Annotated in this window: 21 protein-coding genes and 1 riboswitch; of the genes, 5 read left to right on the top strand and 16 right to left on the bottom strand. The window is 42.9% G+C overall.

Annotation, left to right across the window (positions count from 1 at the left end; all coding sequences use genetic code 11):
• Positions 1 to 56: 56 nt before the first annotated feature.
• The gene (moaC, locus tag AAEZ00_RS10315; protein WP_101033600.1) at positions 57 to 533 is read right to left on the bottom strand and encodes a cyclic pyranopterin monophosphate synthase MoaC; all 477 of its coding nucleotides are present in this window, start codon (positions 531 to 533) and stop codon (positions 57 to 59) included.
• 86 nt (positions 534 to 619) lie between these two features.
• On the bottom strand, positions 620 to 1,600 hold the full coding sequence (moaA, locus tag AAEZ00_RS10310; RefSeq protein WP_101033598.1) for a GTP 3',8-cyclase MoaA: 981 nt from the start codon (positions 1,598 to 1,600) through the stop codon (positions 620 to 622).
• Positions 1,588 to 1,720, bottom strand: a riboswitch (molybdenum cofactor riboswitch). Its footprint overlaps the gene before it by 13 nt.
• A 231-nt stretch (positions 1,721 to 1,951) precedes the next feature.
• On the opposite strand from moaA, the gene AAEZ00_RS10305 reads away from it, so the two are divergent.
• Both AAEZ00_RS10305 and AAEZ00_RS10300 read left to right on the top strand, forming a co-directional pair.
• Positions 1,952 to 3,601 carry an electron transfer flavoprotein-ubiquinone oxidoreductase gene (locus AAEZ00_RS10305; protein WP_351088625.1) on the top strand — a complete coding sequence of 550 codons (1,650 nt, stop codon included), beginning with the start codon at positions 1,952 to 1,954 and terminating at the stop codon, positions 3,599 to 3,601.
• Positions 3,602 to 4,013: 412 nt separating this feature from the next.
• A complete protein-coding gene (locus tag AAEZ00_RS10300) occupies positions 4,014 to 5,933 on the top strand; it encodes a methyl-accepting chemotaxis protein (RefSeq protein ID WP_124012979.1) in 1,920 nt (639 codons plus the stop codon).
• Between the two features lie 95 nt (positions 5,934 to 6,028).
• Here the strand turns inward: AAEZ00_RS10300 and AAEZ00_RS10295 are convergent, their stop codons facing one another.
• The 6 genes from AAEZ00_RS10295 to AAEZ00_RS10270 all read right to left on the bottom strand — a co-directional run bounded on the left by AAEZ00_RS10295 (position 6,029) and on the right by AAEZ00_RS10270 (position 11,484).
• Positions 6,029 to 6,388, bottom strand: coding sequence for a DUF4870 domain-containing protein (locus AAEZ00_RS10295; RefSeq protein WP_124012978.1), 360 nt, complete (start codon positions 6,386 to 6,388; stop codon positions 6,029 to 6,031).
• Positions 6,389 to 6,427: 39 nt separating this feature from the next.
• Positions 6,428 to 7,120 (bottom strand): MOSC domain-containing protein, encoded by a 693-nt coding sequence (locus AAEZ00_RS10290; protein WP_101033590.1) that lies wholly within the window; start codon positions 7,118 to 7,120, stop codon positions 6,428 to 6,430.
• 292 nt (positions 7,121 to 7,412) lie between these two features.
• Entirely contained in the window at positions 7,413 to 8,258 is an 846-nt protein-coding gene (locus AAEZ00_RS10285; RefSeq protein ID WP_124012977.1) for a PfkB family carbohydrate kinase, read from the bottom strand.
• 291 nt (positions 8,259 to 8,549) lie between these two features.
• Positions 8,550 to 9,887, bottom strand: coding sequence for a coproporphyrinogen III oxidase family protein (locus AAEZ00_RS10280; protein ID WP_124012976.1), 1,338 nt, complete (start codon positions 9,885 to 9,887; stop codon positions 8,550 to 8,552).
• 333 nt (positions 9,888 to 10,220) lie between these two features.
• Complete coding sequence (gene yqfB / locus AAEZ00_RS10275; RefSeq protein WP_124012975.1) at positions 10,221 to 10,544, bottom strand: N(4)-acetylcytidine aminohydrolase; 324 nt, start codon at positions 10,542 to 10,544, stop codon at positions 10,221 to 10,223.
• Positions 10,545 to 10,614: 70 nt separating this feature from the next.
• Positions 10,615 to 11,484, bottom strand: a complete 870-nt coding sequence (locus tag AAEZ00_RS10270) for an AraC family transcriptional regulator (protein ID WP_101033582.1) — start codon at positions 11,482 to 11,484, stop codon at positions 10,615 to 10,617.
• Positions 11,485 to 11,752: 268 nt separating this feature from the next.
• Between AAEZ00_RS10270 and AAEZ00_RS10265 the strand changes: the two genes are divergently transcribed.
• Positions 11,753 to 12,916, top strand: a complete 1,164-nt coding sequence (locus tag AAEZ00_RS10265) for an iron-containing alcohol dehydrogenase (protein ID WP_351088624.1) — start codon at positions 11,753 to 11,755, stop codon at positions 12,914 to 12,916.
• A gap of 255 nt (positions 12,917 to 13,171) precedes the next feature.
• Here AAEZ00_RS10265 and AAEZ00_RS10260 read toward each other — a convergent pair whose 3' ends face one another.
• From AAEZ00_RS10260 to AAEZ00_RS10245, 4 genes are all read right to left on the bottom strand, one after another.
• Positions 13,172 to 13,504, bottom strand: a complete 333-nt coding sequence (locus AAEZ00_RS10260) for a DMT family transporter (RefSeq protein WP_101033577.1) — start codon at positions 13,502 to 13,504, stop codon at positions 13,172 to 13,174.
• Positions 13,505 to 14,086: 582 nt separating this feature from the next.
• Positions 14,087 to 15,094, bottom strand: coding sequence for a zinc-dependent alcohol dehydrogenase family protein (locus tag AAEZ00_RS10255; RefSeq protein WP_101033575.1), 1,008 nt, complete (start codon positions 15,092 to 15,094; stop codon positions 14,087 to 14,089).
• A gap of 85 nt (positions 15,095 to 15,179) precedes the next feature.
• Positions 15,180 to 16,304, bottom strand: coding sequence for an alkene reductase (locus AAEZ00_RS10250; protein WP_124012972.1), 1,125 nt, complete (start codon positions 16,302 to 16,304; stop codon positions 15,180 to 15,182).
• A 159-nt stretch (positions 16,305 to 16,463) separates the two neighbouring features.
• A complete protein-coding gene (locus AAEZ00_RS10245) occupies positions 16,464 to 17,294 on the bottom strand; it encodes a CmcJ/NvfI family oxidoreductase (protein WP_124012971.1) in 831 nt (276 codons plus the stop codon).
• A gap of 49 nt (positions 17,295 to 17,343) precedes the next feature.
• Between AAEZ00_RS10245 and AAEZ00_RS10240 the strand changes: the two genes are divergently transcribed.
• Entirely contained in the window at positions 17,344 to 18,294 is a 951-nt protein-coding gene (locus AAEZ00_RS10240; RefSeq protein ID WP_332871111.1) for a LysR family transcriptional regulator, read from the top strand.
• Positions 18,295 to 18,518: 224 nt separating this feature from the next.
• Here the strand turns inward: AAEZ00_RS10240 and AAEZ00_RS10235 are convergent, their stop codons facing one another.
• On the bottom strand, positions 18,519 to 19,388 hold the full coding sequence (locus AAEZ00_RS10235; RefSeq protein ID WP_101033569.1) for an EamA family transporter: 870 nt from the start codon (positions 19,386 to 19,388) through the stop codon (positions 18,519 to 18,521).
• A 17-nt stretch (positions 19,389 to 19,405) separates the two neighbouring features.
• On the opposite strand from AAEZ00_RS10235, the gene AAEZ00_RS10230 reads away from it, so the two are divergent.
• Entirely contained in the window at positions 19,406 to 19,576 is a 171-nt protein-coding gene (locus AAEZ00_RS10230) for a hypothetical protein (protein WP_164839424.1), read from the top strand.
• Between the two features lie 54 nt (positions 19,577 to 19,630).
• On the opposite strand, the gene AAEZ00_RS10225 is transcribed toward AAEZ00_RS10230, so the two are convergent.
• From AAEZ00_RS10225 to AAEZ00_RS10215, 3 genes are all read right to left on the bottom strand, one after another.
• Complete coding sequence (locus AAEZ00_RS10225; RefSeq protein ID WP_124012970.1) at positions 19,631 to 20,083, bottom strand: GNAT family N-acetyltransferase; 453 nt, start codon at positions 20,081 to 20,083, stop codon at positions 19,631 to 19,633.
• Between the two features lie 116 nt (positions 20,084 to 20,199).
• Complete coding sequence (locus AAEZ00_RS10220; protein WP_124012969.1) at positions 20,200 to 20,586, bottom strand: DUF2306 domain-containing protein; 387 nt, start codon at positions 20,584 to 20,586, stop codon at positions 20,200 to 20,202.
• A gap of 69 nt (positions 20,587 to 20,655) precedes the next feature.
• On the bottom strand, positions 20,656 to 21,372 hold the full coding sequence (locus AAEZ00_RS10215) for a ZIP family metal transporter (protein WP_124012968.1): 717 nt from the start codon (positions 21,370 to 21,372) through the stop codon (positions 20,656 to 20,658).
• Positions 21,373 to 21,463 lie beyond the last annotated feature (91 nt).

Genomic DNA, 21,463 nt, shown 5'->3' with positions numbered 1-21,463 from the left:
CTCACTGTCTTTATTCATAACATCTATCGAGGTTTACCCGAGTAATCATTGACCGATTAAGCTTGGAAATGGCCTGATTTACCGCCGCGTTTTTCCAGTAACCTAACTTGAGAAATAATCATGTCTTTTTGTACCGCCTTACACATGTCGTAAATGGTTAATGCGGCGACAGATGCCGCCGTTAACGCTTCCATTTCGACACCGGTTTTGCCTGACAATTTACACAAACTGGTAATGCGCACGCGGTTATTCTCAGGCTGAGCTTCAAGCTCAACTTCCACCTTAGTCAGCATCAAGGGATGACATAATGGGATCAAATCAGCCGTTTTTTTAGCCGCTTGAATCCCGGCAATACGTGCGGTCGCAAACACATCACCTTTGTGATGACTGCCATTCATGATCATGGCTAAAGTCTCAGGAGCCATATCAATAAAGGCTTCAGCGCGGGCTTCACGCTCAGTGACCGCTTTTTCAGTCACATCGACCATATGGGCATTGCCATCGGCGTTAATATGGGTAAAACGATTGCTCATACTGTAATTGCCTTAATCAAATTCAATCTCTATCGACTGAGCACCACTATATTGTGCGTCATCCGTCTGTTTAGCTCAATAACCGCTTAACCACCAATAGAAGCAAGGTGCTGAGTCACACCGGTAATACCTTGATGTAAATAATGGGTTTCTTTTTTCTGGGCTAATTGACCGTGTAAACGACTTATTAATTCATCTTGCTGCGAAGGATTTTGCAATAAATCACGCAAATCGACGCCATTTTCAGTAAACAAACATAAATGTAATTTACCTTTTGCAGACACACGTAAGCGGTTACAGCTGGCACAGAAATTCTTAGCGTAAGGCATAATTAGCCCAATACGACCTTGGTAATCTGCATGACTGAAGTTTTGCGCAGGACCATCATCAACACTTGGCAGATCATATAACCAGCCTTGTTGCTCAAGTTGTTTTTTTATGTCCACACCAGCTAGATGATGCGCGTTAAAATAATCGTGACCTAAACCCGTCTCCATTAACTCAATAAAACGTAAATCGATAGGTGTATGTTTAATCCACTGCAAAAAACGTGGTAAATCTCTATCGTTTAAGCCTTTAAGTAACACGGCATTGACTTTAACCCGCTCAAACCCCGCCTCAAGTGCGGCATCAATACCCCGCATCACTTGGTCGAATTTGTTTTCGCCGGTAATTTGATAAAACATTTTAGGATCTAGGCTATCAACAGAGATATTAATACGCCGTAAACCAGCGTCATACCATTCTTTAGCATGTTGCTGTAAACGATAACCATTGGTGGTCATTGCTACGGTATTAATATTAGGATTTGCGGCAACGATCCGCACAATATCTGTGAAGTCTTTGCGCAGAGTGGGCTCACCACCGGTGATTCGAACTTTTTGAGTGCCGACCTCTCCAAAGCCTGCAACGAGATTTTCAATCTCATTAAGCGTTAAAAAGCTAGGCTTGCCATCGGGTTTATACCCATCGGGCAAACAATAAGAACATTTGAAATTACAAACATCAGTAACTGACATCCGCAAATAGTGAAATCTTCGACCAAAGCTGTCTTGTAATTGGGACATGTTAACCTTTCCAAGTGTGGGAGGTGAGTGCATTTCTTTACTCACCCCGGTGGCAAAATTACCACGGCTAACTGCCCATATCATTGACGTAGGGCAAAAAGCTCGGAGAACCGTCAGATCCAATTATAGGCCTAATTGCGGTTTCACAAATACCCCTTTAGGTGAATATCTTAATTTAAAAGACTATAGGGTTATTTTTTTGTGACTCGACTCACGCTGACAAGATTGTGTTTGCTACTGTGACAAAAGCGAATTTTGCGGTAAGGTGAGTAAAGAACAAACGATCGTTTACTTATCATTATATAAAAACAATAAACCCGCGATGAACGGGAAACTTGGAAAGGTGAGAACATGGAACGCGAGTCAATGGAGTTCGACGTAGTAATTGTCGGTGCAGGCCCAGCGGGTTTAGCAACTGCTTGTCGTTTAATGCAAATATCTAAAGATGCCGATAAAGAAATCACCGTTTGCGTGGTAGAAAAAGGCTCTGAGGTTGGCGCACATATTTTATCGGGTGCAGTATTTGAACCCGATGTACTAGACGAATTGTTTAATGATTGGCGTGACTCAGATATCCCGCTAAACACCAAAGTCACACATGACGAAATCTATTTGCTTAATTCAGAAACGCAATCACGCTTAATACCAAATAGCTTAGTGCCTAAAACAATGCACAATGATGGCAATTACATTATTAGTGTTGCTAACTTAGCCCGTTGGTTAGCCAACAGAGCAGAGGCCATGGGCGTAGAGATTTTCCCAGGGTTTGCCGCCAGTGAATTGCTGTTTAATGAAGACAACAGTGTTAAAGGTATTTTAATCGGTGATATGGGCGTCGGTGAAGACGGCCAACCTAAAGACAGCTACATGCCAGGTATGGAGTTACATGCCAAATACACCGTTTTTTCAGAAGGCTGTCGTGGTCATTTGGGTAAACAATTGATCCAAAAATATCATTTAGACAATGGCAAAACGCCGCAGCACTATGGCTTAGGCTTTAAAGAAATTTGGAAGGTTCCTGCCGAGCAACATCAACAGGGTAAAGTGGTTCACACTGGCGGTTGGCCACTGGTGAATGGCTCATCAGGAGGTGGATTTCTCTATCACATGGAAGACAACCAAGTCGCTGTCGGGTTGATAATCGATTTGAATTATAAAAATCCTCATCTCAGTCCATTTGATGAATTTCAACGCTATAAAACTCATCCCGTTATTGCCAAAGCATTAACGGGTGGTGAGCGCTTATCCTATGGTGCAAGGGCCATTGCCAAAGGCGGTTTAAATTCATTGCCTAAAATGAGTTTCCCAGGTGGGTTAATTATTGGCTGTAATGCTGGCACGCTTAACTTTGCCAAAATTAAGGGCACCCATACTGCAATTAAAAGCGGTATTATCGCGGCTAAAACCTTAGGTGAAGGCTTAATTGCAGGTTTAGAAGGTGGTAAAGATCTAGATTGCTTCCAACAACGTTTTGAAGAGAGCTGGCTTCACGAAGAACTATACCAATCGCGTAATTTTGGTCCCGCATTACACAAGTTTGGTACTCTACTGGGTGGCGCTTTTAACTATATCGACCAAAATTGGTTTGGCGGCAAGTTTCCAGTGACCTTTAGAGACACGACGCCAGACTATGCCACAATGGGATTGGCCAGCGATTACACCAAAATTGATTACCCTAAACCTGACGGGAAATTGAGCTTTGATAAGTTATCGTCAGTGTATATGTCGAGCACTTATCACGAAGAAAATCAGCCGTGTCATTTACATCTAAAAGACAAAAGCATCCCTATTTCGGTCAATTTAGCCAAATTTGATGAACCCGCACAACGTTATTGTCCGGCAGGTGTTTATGAAGTCGTTGAAGAAGCCGGTGACAAAAAGTTTGTCATTAACGCTCAAAATTGTATTCATTGTAAAACCTGTGACATTAAAGACCCGAGCCAAAATATTACTTGGGTTACACCAGAAGGCGGCGGCGGGCCAAACTATCCCAATATGTAAGTTAACCAATAGCTAAATTATTGGCACCGTCAAAAAAACGCACACAAAATAGTAGTGCGTTTTTTTTGTTTTATCGACTATCATGCGCCACATAAAATCAGAACAACCTACACAAAAAGACTATTTTGTTTCCGTACTCAAATAGAGAAATAAGTTAACGCAGTGAAATCGACTTGGCGTAAAGCCGGTTATTTCAAACTTAAACGTTATGCTGATATCAAGACTGATTCACGCAGCTAATTGCGAGCCTGTTGCATGTGAACTCAGTACTATTATCGATACATCGACAGTTTAATATGCCTTTATTATTTAACGCTGAAATGACTCAATGCGTTTGCTGACAAAATAACTATCAATTTATTGCCATAATATTCCCATATATCATAAAGATACTCCCAAGAGGCTGTTGTAGATGAATACATTTAATACCCTTACCATTAAGCAAAAAATCTTGCTTACGGTAACGTTCGCTGTACTGCTGTCGACGATGTTAGTCGGACTGCTGAGCCAACGAAGTGCAAAACAAATCGTCGAACAGCGCATGTTAAACTCAGAAATGCCGAGCTTGCTTATGCAAATCCGCAATCAAGTCGACCTCGAAATTAGTGGTTTAATAAATGCTTCGGAACAACTCGCTAATAGCCGAATGTTACTTGGATGGCTTGAAAATGGTCGTCCAGCAGACCAAGAAAGTCTCGTGATTGCACAACTTAATGACGTAAAAGATCAATTCGGCTTGGCTCAAGCGTCTTATGCCGATCGTGAAAGTGCAGCCTATTATACCCAAGACGGGTTTTTACGCGTGTTAACCCCAGAGCAAGACAGCTGGTTTTTTGATTACCGTGATAGCAAACAAGAGCGAATGCTGAGTATCTTTACCGAAGCCAATGGTGAAGTAAAACTATTTATTAGTTACCAACAACCCAATGGTCGTGGGCTTGTTAGTTTAGCCAAATCATTAGATGACATGGTTAATTTACTGGCTTCATTTAAAATAGAAGATAGCGGTTTTGTCTATTTAGTGGATGCCAAGGGTGACGTAAAACTGCATCAAGACACGCGTAAAGTGGGTAAGAGTAAACTTAGCAGCTTGTACCCTAACGCCAATACTAACCAGCTGTTAAACCAAAGAGACTTTAATTTGGTCAAAGCGGAAGTCGATGGCCAGAATATGCTGATCGCCAGCAGCTACATTGAATCAATGGACTGGTACTTAGTTGCTCAAGTGCCTGAAGCGGAAGTCTTTGCCTTGCTACAAGAGTCTGCGTATCAAATTTTACTGTGGACAATACTTATCGCAGCGGTGTTTATTGCGATTTCGATTGTCGTTGCCGGTTCGGTCAGTCGTCCGATTGCCCATATTGCCGAGCTATTTCGTAACATTGGTGAAGGTGAAGGTGATTTACGCCAACGACTCCCTGTTACTGGAGATGACGAAATAGCCCAGCTTGCCCGTGGTTTTAATAGTTTTATCAGCAAAATTCAAGATACGGTAGTCGAAGTGGCCAAAACCAGCGAGCAGCTAGGTTTATCGGCAGTTGATGTATCAAACCAAGCCCATCAAACGTTAGATGATAGCCAATTACAAAAAGACCGCACCATCATGGTTGTCACCGCAATTAACGAAATGGGTGCTACGGTTAATGAAATTGCGACCAATGCAGCTCAAGCAGCGGTTACCGCTCGAGATGCTGATACCGAATCGATTGATGGTCAAAAAGTGGTCACTCGTGCACGTTCAACTATTAATCAATTATCTAAAGATGTTGAACAAGTCGGTGAAGTGATTGAGTCGTTAGCAACGCACACTAAGTCAATTGGCAGCATTTTAGATGTTATTCGTGCCATATCAGAGCAAACTAACTTACTTGCACTTAACGCGGCGATTGAAGCCGCTCGCGCAGGCGAAGCCGGACGAGGCTTTGCTGTTGTTGCAGATGAAGTGCGTAACTTGGCTTCTCGAACGGCTGCATCGACCAACGAAGTGCAAACCATGATTGATAAGCTTCAATCAGAAACCAGTCGTGCCGTTAATGCGATGGAGCAATCTCGTAGCCGCTCACTCGAAGGTGTTACAGCTGTTGATGAGGCAAGTCATTCGTTAAGTGGTATTAGTCAACGTATTGCGCTGATTAGCGATATGAACATTCAAGTTGCTGCCGCGACAGAAGAACAATCAACCGTAGTTGAAGACATCAATCGCAATGTGACTGAAATCAACGATATTACTCAACGTACAGCAGATACTGCTCATGCGGCTGCGCATGCAAGCAAATCATTGAATCAGTTAGCCACTCGTCTTGATACCCTAGTGGCGCGCTTTAAAGTGTAATGCGTTAATCAATAGCCATAAAAAAACGCCACTCATTTGAGTGGCGTTTTTAAAGCTTATGATTATTGGCCATCACTTTATGTTTATAGTACGGGTTACTTCAGAAACCGAATCGTGAGCGGATATTGGTAAGCGATGCCATCGCTAGCTTTCACCATCGCGATAATGGTACAAATAATATCAAGCAATGCCAACGCCGCTAACAGTAATACTCCCACGCCAATCAAAATCAATATTGCTGATACCAGGGCATAAACCATTAAGCTCAATTTAAAATTAAGACAATTCTTTCCGCATTGGTTGGCAAACTCAAATTCATCACGTTTCATTAACCAGACAATTAAAGGTCCTAGAACACTGCCCAAAGGAAAAACATACCCCACAAAACTGGCTGCATGGATCAATAAACCCATATCTCTCGCTTGCTTGCTAACTTCGCTTATCGGTTCGGCCATTTGATATTCCTTATCATTTTTTTATTATATTGTTATTCTCTAACTCGCTTTGCCATATAAGCGCATTGCCCAATCTTCTATGCTTTGCTGATCAAGTCTGCGCTGCAATGAATTAACCCAACTTTGCGCTAAACCGTCACATTCAAGCAGCAGCTGATATTGCGCAGCATCAAATTCAGCTAAAAAATAAATCTGCATGGCTTTAGCCACGCTAATATCCGTTTTCCTCTCCAGCAATACAATACTATCACTAGAACGAATATCGCCTTCAGACAGCACCCGATAAAACCAACCGCACATGCGACTTTCTTGCATGGCTAAGGCAAATTTAGGCTGACCAAACTGTAAATTGAGTTTAAAACAAGGCGAGCGAGGCTGAGTGACTTGTAAGGTAACATCGCCAATTTGGACAATGTCGCCGATATTAACCTGTGCTTCATTAAGGCCAACTGTACTGATGTTTTCGCCCATTGAAGGTGCATCACCAAAGGTTGGCATTAAATCCCAGCGCCGGTATTGGCCATAATGTTCACGCGGAAAATGATGTAGCACTCTGTCGAGACCACCGTGATGTTTAGGGTCGGCCTCACGATTGCCTACTACCCGGTCAAACTGCACGGTCAAAAGCTTAACGGCATGTTTTTGATTAATACAACTGGCAACTCCGTTATGCATTTGCACTTGGTCACCTAAATACAGCCCAGAAATACACTTTACCAATCGCTCACTCATCCAGCATGTCCTTGCTTAAGTATGATTACACAGTGCCAATATACCCAATTTTCAGACAAAAAAAAGCCTTACTGTAGAAGAGTAAGGCCATCAATAAAATGGGAGATAATATAGCAAAAATAATAGCTAAAAATGGTCTGAACCATTGGATGCTATAAAAGTTGTTTAGACGGGCTCATCATAAAGGCCAACAATGACACTAAAATGACAAACCAATACTATTTTAGTTATCCGCATATACTTAGCAATGCGCAGCGTTCGCCTGCAAACCTTAACTTAACCCAAGTTGACCTTAGGCTAGATACTGTTTTAGTGCCTCGCCTGGAATTGAGCTTTTGGTTGCAACAGCAAACGATGCCCACAAAGCTCCTTCATGCATTGCATCGGTAATCGACATCTGCTGACATAAGCCATGGGTCACCCCAGAGGCATAGGCATCGCCAGCACCAGTAGTGTCGACCACATCGGCTGTAACGGCTGGAACATGTTGTTTGCCATCCGCGCTATACACCATCGCCCCTTGGTCGCCATCGGTAACAATAAAATATTCTAATGCATCGCCGCCAATCGCTTGCGCAAACAACCATGGATCTTGGTTGCAACGACCTTGCATATCGGTAATCGATGCGATCAGCACATGACAAGGACGGTTGCGCTCATCTTTTGCCAGTTGAGATATCACTTTGCAGTTAGGATTAGACGCAATAGCATTTGCCGCCCAAGCGCCGGCACCTTTTGCTGAGGAGTTAATATAAAAAGCATCCCAATGTTGCCAGTCGGGTGGCGCGGGAAGTTCAAAAATAGGTCGCTGTGGTCGAATAATGGTCCGTTCACCATCGGGTGTCATCACCAGTAACATTTCACAAGTATTGCCACTAAAGCGGTGCACCAAACGACAATCGAGCCCTAAGGTGCTGGCCTTAGCTAAAATCCAGTCACCTATGTCGTCACTACCGACTTCACTCACCAGTGACACCTTGTGTTGAGCCCACACTAAGCCCAATCCGGTATTCGCACCACCACCGCCTAAACGTAATCCACCATCTTGATAATGAAAACGGCCACCGGTTTTTAGTGGCTTATCAAGCACTAGAATGCGATCACAATTGATATTGGCAAGTAAAAGAATATTGGCCATGCAACTCACCTAAAAAAGCGTCGATAAAAAGAACCTTGAGTATAACAAAAAGGCCGTGATTAACACGGCCTTTGGTTATCTCGATGATCTCAATACGGGTTAAGAGATGGGATTATTAAACTAACATAAAAATATTTAAGTTAATTTTATATCAAACTTGCTATTTTTTTTGCTAACAAGGCGTATTCACGCGTGAATAGCAGCATCAATAGCGGGTCTATTGCAAGTCAATACAACGCAGATAACAAGGCAAATGGTACTTTGATAAGCGTTGATTATCCCGAACTGAGATTACATATCACCAGTGGCAAGTGGTTGACGCAATTGGGCACGCACATTGTCCATGCCGGAGTAAAACTCCTTCATCATCAATAGCCCCAACATTTTGCCATTATCGGTCACAATCAGTTCATCTGGGTTAACTGGGTCATTTTTAAGTGCCCCCATCGCTTTCATTGAGGCCATTTCTTTAAACAAGGCGGTGTCTAAATTAACGTTGAAAGTATCGCGAAAATATTTACGTGATAAACGCCCAGAAAACATACCCAGCAAAAAGCGATATTGCATGACTTCTTTTAGCTGGTATTTTTTCTGTTGCTCAACCGCCATACGGCCTTCGGCAATACGTTGTTGATATTTTTTCAGCGAAAATGTATTCACGTATAGCGTGTCATTTAAAAAACTAAATGAACCAGAACCTACACCGAGATACTCATCATAATCAATAACGTACTCATCAAAGCCTTCGTTATTAGTTTTACCAAATGCCCAAGCCGATAACTGTGTGTATTGCCCCGTCAAGTGGTTTAAAATCTGTCGGTACTGATTGACCATTTCACCTTGGGGTGCAGCCAGCTGATTTTTAACGCTTTTACGGGTTTGGTGAGTGATCATTAGCGGATAAGTAGTAATTTGGCGTGGGTCGAGTTTTGAGGCAATTTCAAGATCTGACTGGATAATTTCATCCGTTTGACCACGAAAACCAAAAATTAAATCCACATTGATAATAGGAAACAGCTCTTTGGCCGCCATAATATTGTCAAAGGTTTGTTGGCCAGAACCAAACTTGTCTAAGCGATCGGTCATTTTTAAAATGCCATCATCAAAGCTTTGTACCCCAATCGACATTCTGTCGACCAGTCCTTTTAATTGCTTAAATTCAGGGTTGGCCAAATGCTGCGGATCAGACTCACAAGACACTTCTTTAATGCCAGGAAATAGGGTTTTTGCATGTTCGATGGTGCGGGCTAATTCATCTTCAAGCACTGTGGTGGTGCCACCGCCAATGTACATAGATTCAAACTCATAGCCTAAATCTTTGGCCATTTGCATTTCTTTACGCAGCGCAACAAAGTATTCGCGCGCTTTATCTTCGCGGAATAAAAACCGGTGAAAGGTACAAAACGAACACAAAGTATGGCAAAACGGAATGTGCGCATACAACATGTATTTTTTGCCTTCGATGGGCTTAGGCATGCGGTCAGTAGAAATGGTGTCGAGGCGCAGGTTTTTATCAACATAAAACTGCATGACCCGCTCCATAGAGCTGATCATCCAATTGGGTACGGTAATATTAGATTGATAAGGTTTAATCAACTCCTGGCTGGCTGATTGAATAATTGGAGACATAAAAAATCCTAACTGAATGAGCCCTGAGAGCAAAACCATTGATAAAAAGCGCTAAATAAAATACGCATACCCTAAGCAGGAAACCAAAATATCACTTTAGAGATAGCTAAAATGTGAACTAGCTAATAGATATGCAAACTAACACGGTTATTGGTGCACATTTGTTAAGCAGGTCATGTTTTAGGTATTGCTTATTGAGTTACTGATGAGGGGCTAATGCTGCGGCTAAAACCAGAAAATAGAACAAAGCAAGCTGAACCTACAACCAAAGTCGGACACGCATATCAACAGCAGAAGAAATCTTAGTTGATAACTTTTTGATAATAATGAGTATTAATCAGCAAGCAATTTAAATGAAATCATAAACAAGGTTTGCTGATTAGGATACACAGTTTGGATCAGTTGCTTTAACTCAACTAATGGCAGGCTTTCTTGACTAGCATGAAACTCATTAATGTCATCAAATGCTAATGGCTCAACGGCCAAAATAATGATGTCACACACCTTGGTATGGCTTTCAAGGGTAAACACCTGCACGTGACTGCCCGGCTGGTAATGGTTTTCGCTGGCATCGCGGATAGTAATCGTCTTCCGCCCTGATGCAACTAACGGCGTTAAAAACTCAAAAAAGGTCATTTCCGTGGGTACTGTCATCATTAGGTGGCCTTAACTAAAAACATAACGTACCCACTCGGGGCACATGACTGACTCGGAATAGGAATAGCCATTATAACCTCCCGCACTCGCCTGGGCTTTGATCAAAGTAGCGTTTAAACTCGCGGCTAAATTGGGCCGTGCTTTCGTACCCCACCTGAGTTGATACCTCTTTAACCTTCAAATTCTGCACTTGTAATAACGCTTTGGCTTTATTCAGGCGGATCTTCTTTAAGTATTGTATCGGTGATGAGGCGGTGACCTCTTTAAAGCAACGATGAAACGCCGACGGGCTCATATTGACCAAACGAGCTAAAGTGTCTACTTCAACCGACTCACCATAATGTTTATGAATGTAGCTAAGGGCTTTTTCGACCCTCGATAAACGAGTGTGGCTAAGCGACAACGCATAAAGCGGTGCGGCATTGGGCGAGTCTAATAAACGATACAATAACTCAAGCACTAACGCCTCACCCATTACTTTGGCTTCTAATGGCGACTGTAACGCCTGTAATAGCCGAATAACGCTGCAATCCATGTCTTCAGTGTTATCAGCAACAAAAAAGCCACTCTGGCGCGATTCGTTTAAATCTTTAGGGATCTGATGATGCTCATCCATCAGTCGGATAATGTAATTAAGCTGCACTAAATCGATATCAACCATCAATACTAATACAGGCTCTTCAATACTGGCAAACGTTTCACACTCTACCGGCAGTGGCACCGTCATCACTAATGAGTGCTGGCGGTCGTAATCGAAGCTTTGGTTGTCTAAGTAAACCCGTTTTTTACCTTGGCCGACAATAAGCACGCCTTGTGAATAGCACATGGGTCCGCGCGCGCCATACCGTGAGCTACGAAACACATGCACACCGGATAAATGGGTATGATTAACCCCTTCAGTTGGGGCAAGTTGTGCCATTAATTTTGCTGCTTCACTCATACCTTCCCCTTAGAAAAACCTTCATACCAATACTATCAAAAAAGCAGTAAAAGGTATCAAATTAACCAAAAAACCACCTTATTTAAACAATATAGATAGGAATAGGCATGAACTCGATAGCTCTGTGTCTGTTTATTTTGACTCAATCAGCTATCATAATCACATAATTTATCCTTGTTGTTGTGTATATAAAACTTTTCCATAAATGACTTATGCATCAACAATCAGCCAACTCTTTGTTTCACCGCTCAACCAAAAGGCGTCCATTATGCTCAATTTTGATTATCGTAACCCTACTCATGTTGTTTTCGGCAAAGACCGTATCGCAGAGTTAGACCAACTTGTTCCAGCCAATGCACGAGTATTAATCACTTACGGTGGCGGCAGCGTGCAACGTTTCGGCACACTCGATAAAGTCAAAGCCGCATTAGGTGACCGCATTGTATTTGAGTTTGGCGGCATTGAGGCAAACCCGACATACGGCACCCTAATAAAAGCCGTTGACGTTGCCCGTAAAGAAAACATCGACTTCTTACTGGCTGTCGGTGGTGGTTCGGTTATGGACGGCACCAAATTTATCGCCCTAGCGACTCAGTTTGACGGTGACACAGCAAGTTTATTACATCACGGATTTACACCGGTTCCAGTGGCTAATGACAACGTCATCCCACTTGGCGTTATTGCTACCCTGCCGGCTACCGGTTCTGAGATGAACGCCTTTGCAGTAGTAAGCTATCAAGGCGGTAAGTTCCCAGTAAATCACCCATGTGCCTACCCAACATTTGCCATGCTAGATCCTGAATTAACTTTTAGCTTACCCAAAATTCAAGTGGCAAACGGTGTTGTCGATGCGTTTGTGCATGTGCTTGAGCAATATGCGACTTACCCCGTTGATGCCCGCGTACAAGACCGCATGGCAGAAGGCATTATGCGCACCCTTATTGAAATTGGTCCTATTACCGTTGAAGAGCCAACAAACTACGATGCCCGCGCTAACTTAATGTGGAGTGCTACATCTGCTCTAAACGGCATGATAGGTACAGGCGTGCCATTAGATTGGTCTACTCACATGATCGGCCATGAGTTAACCGCACTATTCCATATCGACCATGCACAAACGTTAGCCGTTGTATTGCCATCACTATGGCGTGTATTGAAAGAACAAAAACACGCTAAATTAGTGCAATACGCAGCACGCGTTTGGGATATCACTGAAGGTGATGAAGCTAGCCGAGTGGATCAAGCCATTGACAAAACAGAAGCTTTCTTCCAGCAAGTGGGTTTACCAACCCGTTTACGCGATCACGGTGTAACCCAAGATCAAATCAGCCTAGTGATTAATGCATTAGAAGCTCATGGCATGACCGCATTATCTGAAAGCGGCCAAGTCGATTTAGCCACCAGCCGTAAGATTTTAGACATGGCGTGGTAATAACGCTTACAGCCTAGGCGATCAACCCATTCATCGCTTAGGCTTGAGCGGCTATATCCAAGACTATGACTAACACTAAACAAAAAGGGCTTAACAATGACTATCATTGTTAAGCCCTTTTTGTTGTGCCTAAAAACGCTGCGCATTAGTTAGAAATGGGCACCGTCGGCTCGAAATTTGGAGAGAAAAGTGAATAAAAACACAAAAATTCGGCTACGCAATGTCTATGTTATTGGTTGCGTACTAACGCTAATACTAATGCGGAGTAACGCTTGAGAATAAGTTCATTACCACAACACCCGCTAAAATTAACGTCATTCCCACTAGCGCACCTAAATCTAATTTTTGCCCATACATCACCCAAGCGATCACCGTAATGAGCACAATACCCAATCCAGCCCAAGTCGCATAAGCAATACCAACAGGAATAGTTTTTAGCGCCAAGGATAGAAAATAAAAAGATAATACGTACCCCACAATAACCACGATTGAAGGCATTATTCTTGAAAATCCATCGCTTGCTTTAAGTGCAGAAGTTGCCACAACTTCAGTTAAAATAGCCACACTTAAAAATATCCAACTTTTCATTTTTACTTTCTACGCAGACAAAACAGCCGCGCAGTATAAAGACTAAATAATAAAAAAAACAGCCTAGCATGTTATCTCTATGTCTGATCATCTGTACATTCAGTCATCATATAATACCTTACGAAACCGCTCTACTCTCTAATCAATACCATAGCTTTTTTGACTCTTGACACAAAAAATATTGAATTCGTTTCTCGATGAATTAAGCTTTCATCTATTCAATGTAAACAATATGACTCATTCAAAACAGTAACATAGACTTGATAGCTATTAATCGAGAATGACGCTATCTAGTTAAAGAGTTAAGCACATGGCCTGTGCTGGCAATGTGCATAGTCTTGCCGCTTATATCTGCATAAATGTTAGCGGCATTCGGTAAAAAATTATCGATGCTGTTGTTTAAGCGCCACACCCGGCAAAAATAGTTGCTTTGTGGCGCAGACTCAATCCAACTTTATAAGGCCGCAGTGGCCCATAAGCCGCTGCGGATTGGATTGACTAAGCCCACCATAACCAACTTGCGCATTCCCCATTAGATGCAAAAAAATGGTTTCACAAGTGGCTGGCCATATATTGCTCGGATTAAAACGCTAGGCAGATCTTACCGAAGTGCTTGCCAGACTCTTGGTAGCGGAACGCGTCAGCGATCTCTTCCAGCGCAAATGACCGGTCAAGGATCGGGTGCATGTCGTTTGCTTCAATCGCGCGGATCATTTCTTGCTGATGGTTTCGGCTGCCCACAATCAGTCCTTGCAGGCGGACCTGTTTCGCCATCAGTTTTGCGGTTGGAATATCCCCAGCCCAGCCAGTCAACACCCCAATGAGCGCGATATGGCCACCAATGCGCACGGCATCAATAGATTCTGGCAGAGTGCTAGGGCCACCCACTTCTATAACGTGGTCAACGCCCTTGCCGCCAGTTATTTCCTGAACCTTAGTGCCCCAGGCCGGTGTGGTTTTGTAATTGATGGTGTGGTCGGCACCCAGTGCGGTGAGCCGTTCCAGCTTTTCGTCTGAAGACGACGTAGAAATAACCCGAGCGCCCATCATCTTGGCAAACTGCAGTGCAAAGATAGACACACCACCGGTGCCCATCGTGAGCACGGTATCACCTGCTTTTAAGCCGCCATCAACAACAAGCGCTCTCCATGCGGTTAAGCCTGCGGTGGTCAATGTGGCGGCTTCGGCATGGGTGTAGCCTTTAGGGGCGTGGGTGAACCAGTTCGTTGGGCGGACAACCTGCTCGCGTGCGTAACCATCCTGGCCATCACCGGGTGTGGTACTGAAGTTTCCAATAAGAGCGGGGCCAGTTAGCCAATCAGGGAAGAATGTCGACACGACAGGGTCACCAATCTTAAATTCGCTGACACCTTCACCGATGGCTTCTACAACGCCGGCGCCATCCGCCATGGGGATGCGGTTGTCTTCGGTCGAGATGGCTCCGACAACCACTGCATAATCGTGAAAGTTGAGAGAACAGGCTCGAATACGTACTCGTATTTCGCCAGGCCCCGGTTCGCCAGGTTCCGCGCTATGGTTAAGCTTGAGCTGGTCAAGACCGCCCGGTGTAGAAAGGGTCATGCTTTTCATATTAAGTCCTCTAATTATTTCATGTATAGGAAATGTATAGCAGAATTAGTGCTACAACTTTTCTCAGCATTGAGCAACAAGCTGTCTACTTTATGTATACGGGGTAATCTGTGTAGCCTTTGTTGGTTCCGCCGTACATAGTCGATGGATCGGCTTCATTTAATGGCCATTCGTATTTAATGCGTTCAGGTAAGTCTGGATTAGCAATAAATGGCCGGCCAAAACCAAAAATATCACCATGACCTTCAGTCAATATTCGAAGCGCTTTTTCTGGGGTATATTTACCTGCATACATAATTAAGCCATCAAAGGTTGATCTGACTTCTTGATAAAATTTTTCAGGTAAATCTGGAGCATTATCCCAATCAGCTTCAGCAAGCGATAAATAAGCAATGCCAATATTATTTAAAATTTTAATCGCTTCGATATAGGTTAGGTGAGGGTCACTTTCAACTAACCCTAAATACACTCTGACTTCGTCGGTACTTTCAAATAATGGCGCAAACCTTACTCCGACTTTATCTGGCCCCATAACACTGGCAACCGCTTCGGTTATTTCTTTTAGAAAACGTAAACGATTCGCTAAAGTACCACCGTACTTATCGGTTCTATTATTGGTATGCTCAGAGATAAACTGATTAACAAGGTAGCCATTAGCGCAGTGTAATTCAACGCCATCAAATCCAGCTTCTTTGGCGTTAATTGCCGCCTGTTTATACATCTGTACAAGCTCTTCAACCTCGGCGGTAGACAGTGATCTTGGCTCACTTGGGTCGGCCAAGGCGCCTTGATCTGGAGCCGTTTCAATAAACACCTTAACGGTGTCTGCTATAAGGTCAGATGGGCCAACAGGTGCTTGCTGATCTGGCTGTAATGAGGTGTGAGAGACGCGTCCAACATGCCACAATTGGCAAAAGATAATACTACCTGCATCATGTACCGCTTTGGTGACTTGTTTCCAGCCCGCAATTTGCTCGGCACTATGAATGCCCGGTGTCCACGCATATCCTTGCCCTCTAGGTTCAATTTGTGTTCCTTCCGTCACCATGAAACCAGCGCCCGAGCGTTGAGCATAGTACTGCGCCATCAGTTGATTAGGAATATTCCCAGGCTGATCACTTCGTGAACGTGTCAGTGGTGGTAAAACAATACGATTTCTTAAGGTATATGGACCTAATTGGGTTTGTTTAAATAAGTGAGAGAACTTCATTTTATGTGACTCCGAGAATGTGATTAAAATAGACCTATCGGTGATCTATGTAAGTTGATCAAGCTATTTTTCTGTTGGCTATATGCGTCAAGCATGGGTTGAGGCGTTTCTCGACCAATACCTAATTTGTCATACCAAACAACGGCAAAAGGGTCGAGCTTAGTCGAATAACACTATGCATCTGACTTCAATGCTTATCCGCACAGCTGATTTTTGATCACTCATTGGCAATGAAAACGCGCTATGAGGAGTCCTTGAAATAGCGCTATCTAGGTCGCTATCAAAGACTTTAAAATTGAGTTGTTCTTGCGATGTCATTTGAGGATAAAAATACCAACGATTATTATCGTCATAACTAAAAGCTTCTATTTCCCCGATACGATCAGGATAAGCCACCGGTAACTTTTGAGATTGTTCGGGGTGAAATGTTCTTGCATCTCCAAGTGCCAAAGGACTATCGAGTACTACATCAACTAAAGGGATCCAAGTATTTATAAACTGAAACTTTTTATAATCACTTGCATTTAGGCCGCTTTTTTTCAGTTCTATGTTAAGACGGTTTTCTGCTGAACTCGCCACGTAATCGTTATGTACGGTATGAATAGGAGCGCGCTTTTCTGTGCGCGTTAAATGATCTTCAACCGAGCGAATGGTATGGTCAAAAACAAGACATTGGCTGGCATTGGTTAGATCCAAGAGGTGCTTTATTATTTGTGGATAAAGCTCTGTTTGAACAAGGTTATCGTCAAAATAGTTCGCAATAACATAATCATTTTTAGCTAAACCAAAGCCATCATTATTGAGTGATGGAGGGGTATTCAATAAGCGCGCATTAGCTATTTCAACGAGTCGAGTATCAACATGTTCCGTTAGCTTATTCGCACTTTTTGCTGTGGTTGATAAATCAAAAATGGCACTAGAATCTGATTTTATATAATTAATTTCTGCTTTAATTGATGACTGTTTTTGACTTACCCCATCCAACAACATAATGGATCCTCCGTGCGAAATACTGCCGCTAATGAATTAGATGGGATGTATGCTAAACTCTCTTCAATACAAAAAAAAACAATATAAACTTGTTGGGGATACAAATATTAGTGGTATCAATAGACTTGATATAAAACAACTGCGTATTCTCCAGTTGTTACTTCAGGAAAGAAATTTATCTAAAGTGGCAAATTTATTGGGCTTAACTCAGCAAGCCATTAGTGAGCAACTGAAAAAGCTAAGAAATACCTTTGATGATGAACTGTTTATTAGAACCAGCAATGGCGTGACGCCCACCCATGTTGCGGAAGAAATGGAGCATAAGGTCAATAATATACTGGCTGATATTGACAATTTAATCTCTGGTGATCACTTTACCCCGGCTGAACTATCGGGGGTTTTACAGATAAGCGCCTCAGATTATGCCTTAGTGACTATTTTGCCGATGTTACTTAAACAGGTGAATAAACAAGCTCCGAACCTGAAAGTTATCATTAGGGATTTTGAATCGGACAATTTACATCAGCTAATGGTCACTGGTGAGCTTGATCTCGTATTCACCTTCCCAGAATTTATTCCGCAAGATTACCCAAATATGCGCTTATTTGAAGATCGCCATGTTTGTGTGACAGGAAAAAACTCAATTTATCGTGATAAGAAATACAGTCTGAAAGAAATCGCGCAGCTACCGCAAATCGTTATTTCACCTTCTAGACCCAATCTGAAAGGCTCTCATGATTCCTGGTTTGCAAAAAAAGACCTGAAAAGGAATATTTTAATGTCAGTACCCAGCTTTTCGTCAGCATCTACCATAATAGAGGCCACAAATACGATTGCTTTCCTGCCGGCGAGATTATTACCTGACCCCAGGTTGGTTGCCATTGAAATTGAACAGAGCCCTCCCAGCTTTGATGTTATTGTCGCTTGGCACAAACGTTCAGAAAAAAATCCGTTGCATCGATGGTTATTGAATATCCTTGATGATATTTTTCATTCATAGCACAAAGTAGCATGTTAATTAAGCGTGCGGATCAGTTGGAAAGTTAACCCTATAGCCAGCGTTGGTCATTTACAGCGCCTTGCTGCTTATTTCTGTATAAATGTTTGCGGCATTTGCTTAAAAAATTATCGGCGCCGTTTTAAAACACTGTCCATATAATTAGATTTAAAATAATAACTTATAAAACAATGTGGACATTAATACACAAGAATTACCAACCAAGATCACACCCCCATCTCTATCGCTTTTTTAGGGGTGAAACTACTCCCTACCGAAGCGATAATCACCAAACCGATGGCAGACCACTGCAACAAGGTCAATTGCTCACTTAGTATCATAAGACCTGCCAATGCGGCAATGGCAGGCTCTAAACTCATCAGCACGCTAAAGGCCTGGGTGGGCATATTTCTAAGCGCCACCATTTCCAACGAATAAGGCAAGGCACTGGATAACACCCCCACCAATAACCCAAGCGGTAGTACTTCCCAGCTCAATAACGCTAAGCCTTGGCTCACGGCGCCAACGGGTACTAGCACTATGGCTGCTACCGTCATGCCTAATGCCACAGTAATTCCACCTGATGCTTGCTTGCCGGTGCGCGTACCAAACAAGATGTAACCGGCCCAGCACGCCCCGGCCCCAAGTGCCATTAATGCGCCCGTAATATCAAGCCCTTGTGCACTGGATAAGTCAGGCAGCAGCAGTAAAATCCCCGCAATGGCACAACCGACCCAAAATAGATCGCTTTTGCGCTTTGAGCCAAACAAGGCTACTGCCAAGGGGCCGGTAAACTCAAGCGCAACCGCAATCCCTAACGGAATACGTTCAATGGCTAAATAAAACAAGATATTCATTCCGCCTAAACACAGACCATAAATAATAATGCTCTGCCAATCTCTGCCTTGAGGTAATGCCCGCCATGGACGAAATACTAGCCAAAGTACCGCAGCGGCAAAGCCTAAACGCAGTGCTGTGGTGCCTTCTGGCCCAACCAAGGGGAAAAGTTGTTTTGCTAACGAAGCGCCAGACTGAATGGTCACCATCGCCAACAAAACACTACCAACAGCGGTCAGAAGTACACGATTGATTTGCATATAGAATACGCCAAAAAATGAAAAAACTATGTGTCGGCATTCTACCTGAGGCAAGTCAAACACGGCAGCAATTATTACTGCTAGGCACAGAAGTCATACCATTGAGTGAATTGTGGCAACCGTTAACTTACCTAGAGATCCTCATAATGGTGTTTAATGTTCATTTACCTAATTGCGAGTCTGAGTAACAGGTCATATAAGGTAGACTCACGCCTACTGTATAAACACGGCTTCTCGTCGGCTTACTTGTTTGATTGTGGCTGCAAAAATTTAATAAATTCGATCTTACTGTCGGTTATTGAACCGTTATTCTCATAACCACAGATTTGATAGCCACTTCCGATCAGCATCTGCAACATTGCCGGAAATTGGTTCATGGATTTAACGTTAATAGAATTAAAGCCATTCTCAACAGCCCAAGATTCTTGAAGTTGGCGCAATTGAGAGGCCACTTTCATTTGGCGATGTTCAGGAATAACACCACCTAACCAACTGTAAAACTGACCACCAGCCAGCTCGTAACCCACTTTAAAGCCAACAGGCTTGAACTCAAATCGAGCAACTAGAATTAAATGGTTTCTCCCAGCCAATCTGTTACCAATGCTGTCTGCAAATATGACATTTGCAAACTCTGGGGTTAACGCTAAGACGTCCAAAATATCTGATACCGTCCCTGAACCAAATTGGTATTTCATGAGTCCACCATTTATGCATTGTGTTTAACGTTTATTGCAAACCATATCATTCATTTTCAGATCTCAACTCATCATGGATAATGATGTTTAAAAACCTATTACAGTCAATCAACAAGTTAGCTGAAAATCCAACTATTCAATAATCTACCAGGCATAAAAGCAAAGGTCCCCGCGACAATGAGACCACCACAATACAATATAATCATGCTTCGTTTGTGTCCCCGAACATTGCCTTTTTTAATATAAAAATAGGCTGCAGGAACAGCGTAAAGCGTTAGAAGACTTAACAAATGAATATAGCCAAAGTGATTCAAAAAGCTACTTCCGAGTTGAGCAGGCATAAACAGTGACACTATGGCAGTAAACAACATCAGCACCATATACACTTTGCCTAATGCTTTGTGCTTAGGTGTACCTTTTCGAACAGCAAGTAAATAAGTGCCAATGAAAAATGCCGGCACTACAGTAACTAAATGCAGATAGGATAAGTTGATGTAATCCATTTTGTTTTACTCCCTGTTAGCGAGATTGATGCTTGCAGAATTAATTAGCAATGCTATGTAGCACTGTGATCATGATGTGGTTAACATTAACCCCAACATACCCAGACCAAACCCAAATACCGCCCCCATTGGCGGGGCCCAACGATTTTCTAGTTTTGCCTGAGGCGCTAAATCTTGAAATATTGAATAGAGGATACCACCCGATGCGAAAAGCATGACTGCGGCAATCACTTTTGGCGACTCTGATAACCATAAATAGCCAGACATTGCTGCTATAGGCCCAAGCACAGCCATTAAACAAAACATGATGATAATTTTTTGGGGCCTATAAGCAGAAGAGGCATTTAATTCACGATAGGCACTAAACCCTTCAGGCACGTTTTGTAACGCGATTAACGCTGCCAGTAAGAACGCATTGTTACTTCCCGTGGCGAACGCCGCACCTAGTGCGATTGATTCAGGAATAAAATCCGCTAGCATGGCTGCTAGTTGAGTGGCTGGGGTATCTATTTTGTTAAGGTAAATATCAAGGGCCATAAAGCTAAGTCCGCCCACCATAAGCCACATACAAGCCGATAATGGATCAAGATGCGCTATGCCCTCTGGCACTAAAACCAAAGCAACGGCTGACAATAATGCCCCGCCCCCAAAAGCCATGACACTGTGCCTAAATTCCTGTTCAAGCCACTCACTGCTCACATTCTCAAAATGGGCAATTAAAGCACCTAACGGCATAGCCAAACCAGCAAGCAGTGTGGTTGCTAAAACAGTTAGCAGCAAAGACATGATTTGATCCTTTTAGGGGTATGACACCACATTAAGTGTCTAGATATAGAGGGTTAACATATTGGACTGAGTGAAAACAGCCAACGGTATT

This window comes from Shewanella sp. S1-49-MNA-CIBAN-0167, from assembly GCF_040310145.1.
In the GTDB taxonomy this organism is placed as follows: Bacteria; Pseudomonadota; Gammaproteobacteria; order Enterobacterales; family Shewanellaceae; genus Shewanella; species Shewanella psychromarinicola.
This window is presented reverse-complemented; position numbering and strand designations above follow the sequence as displayed.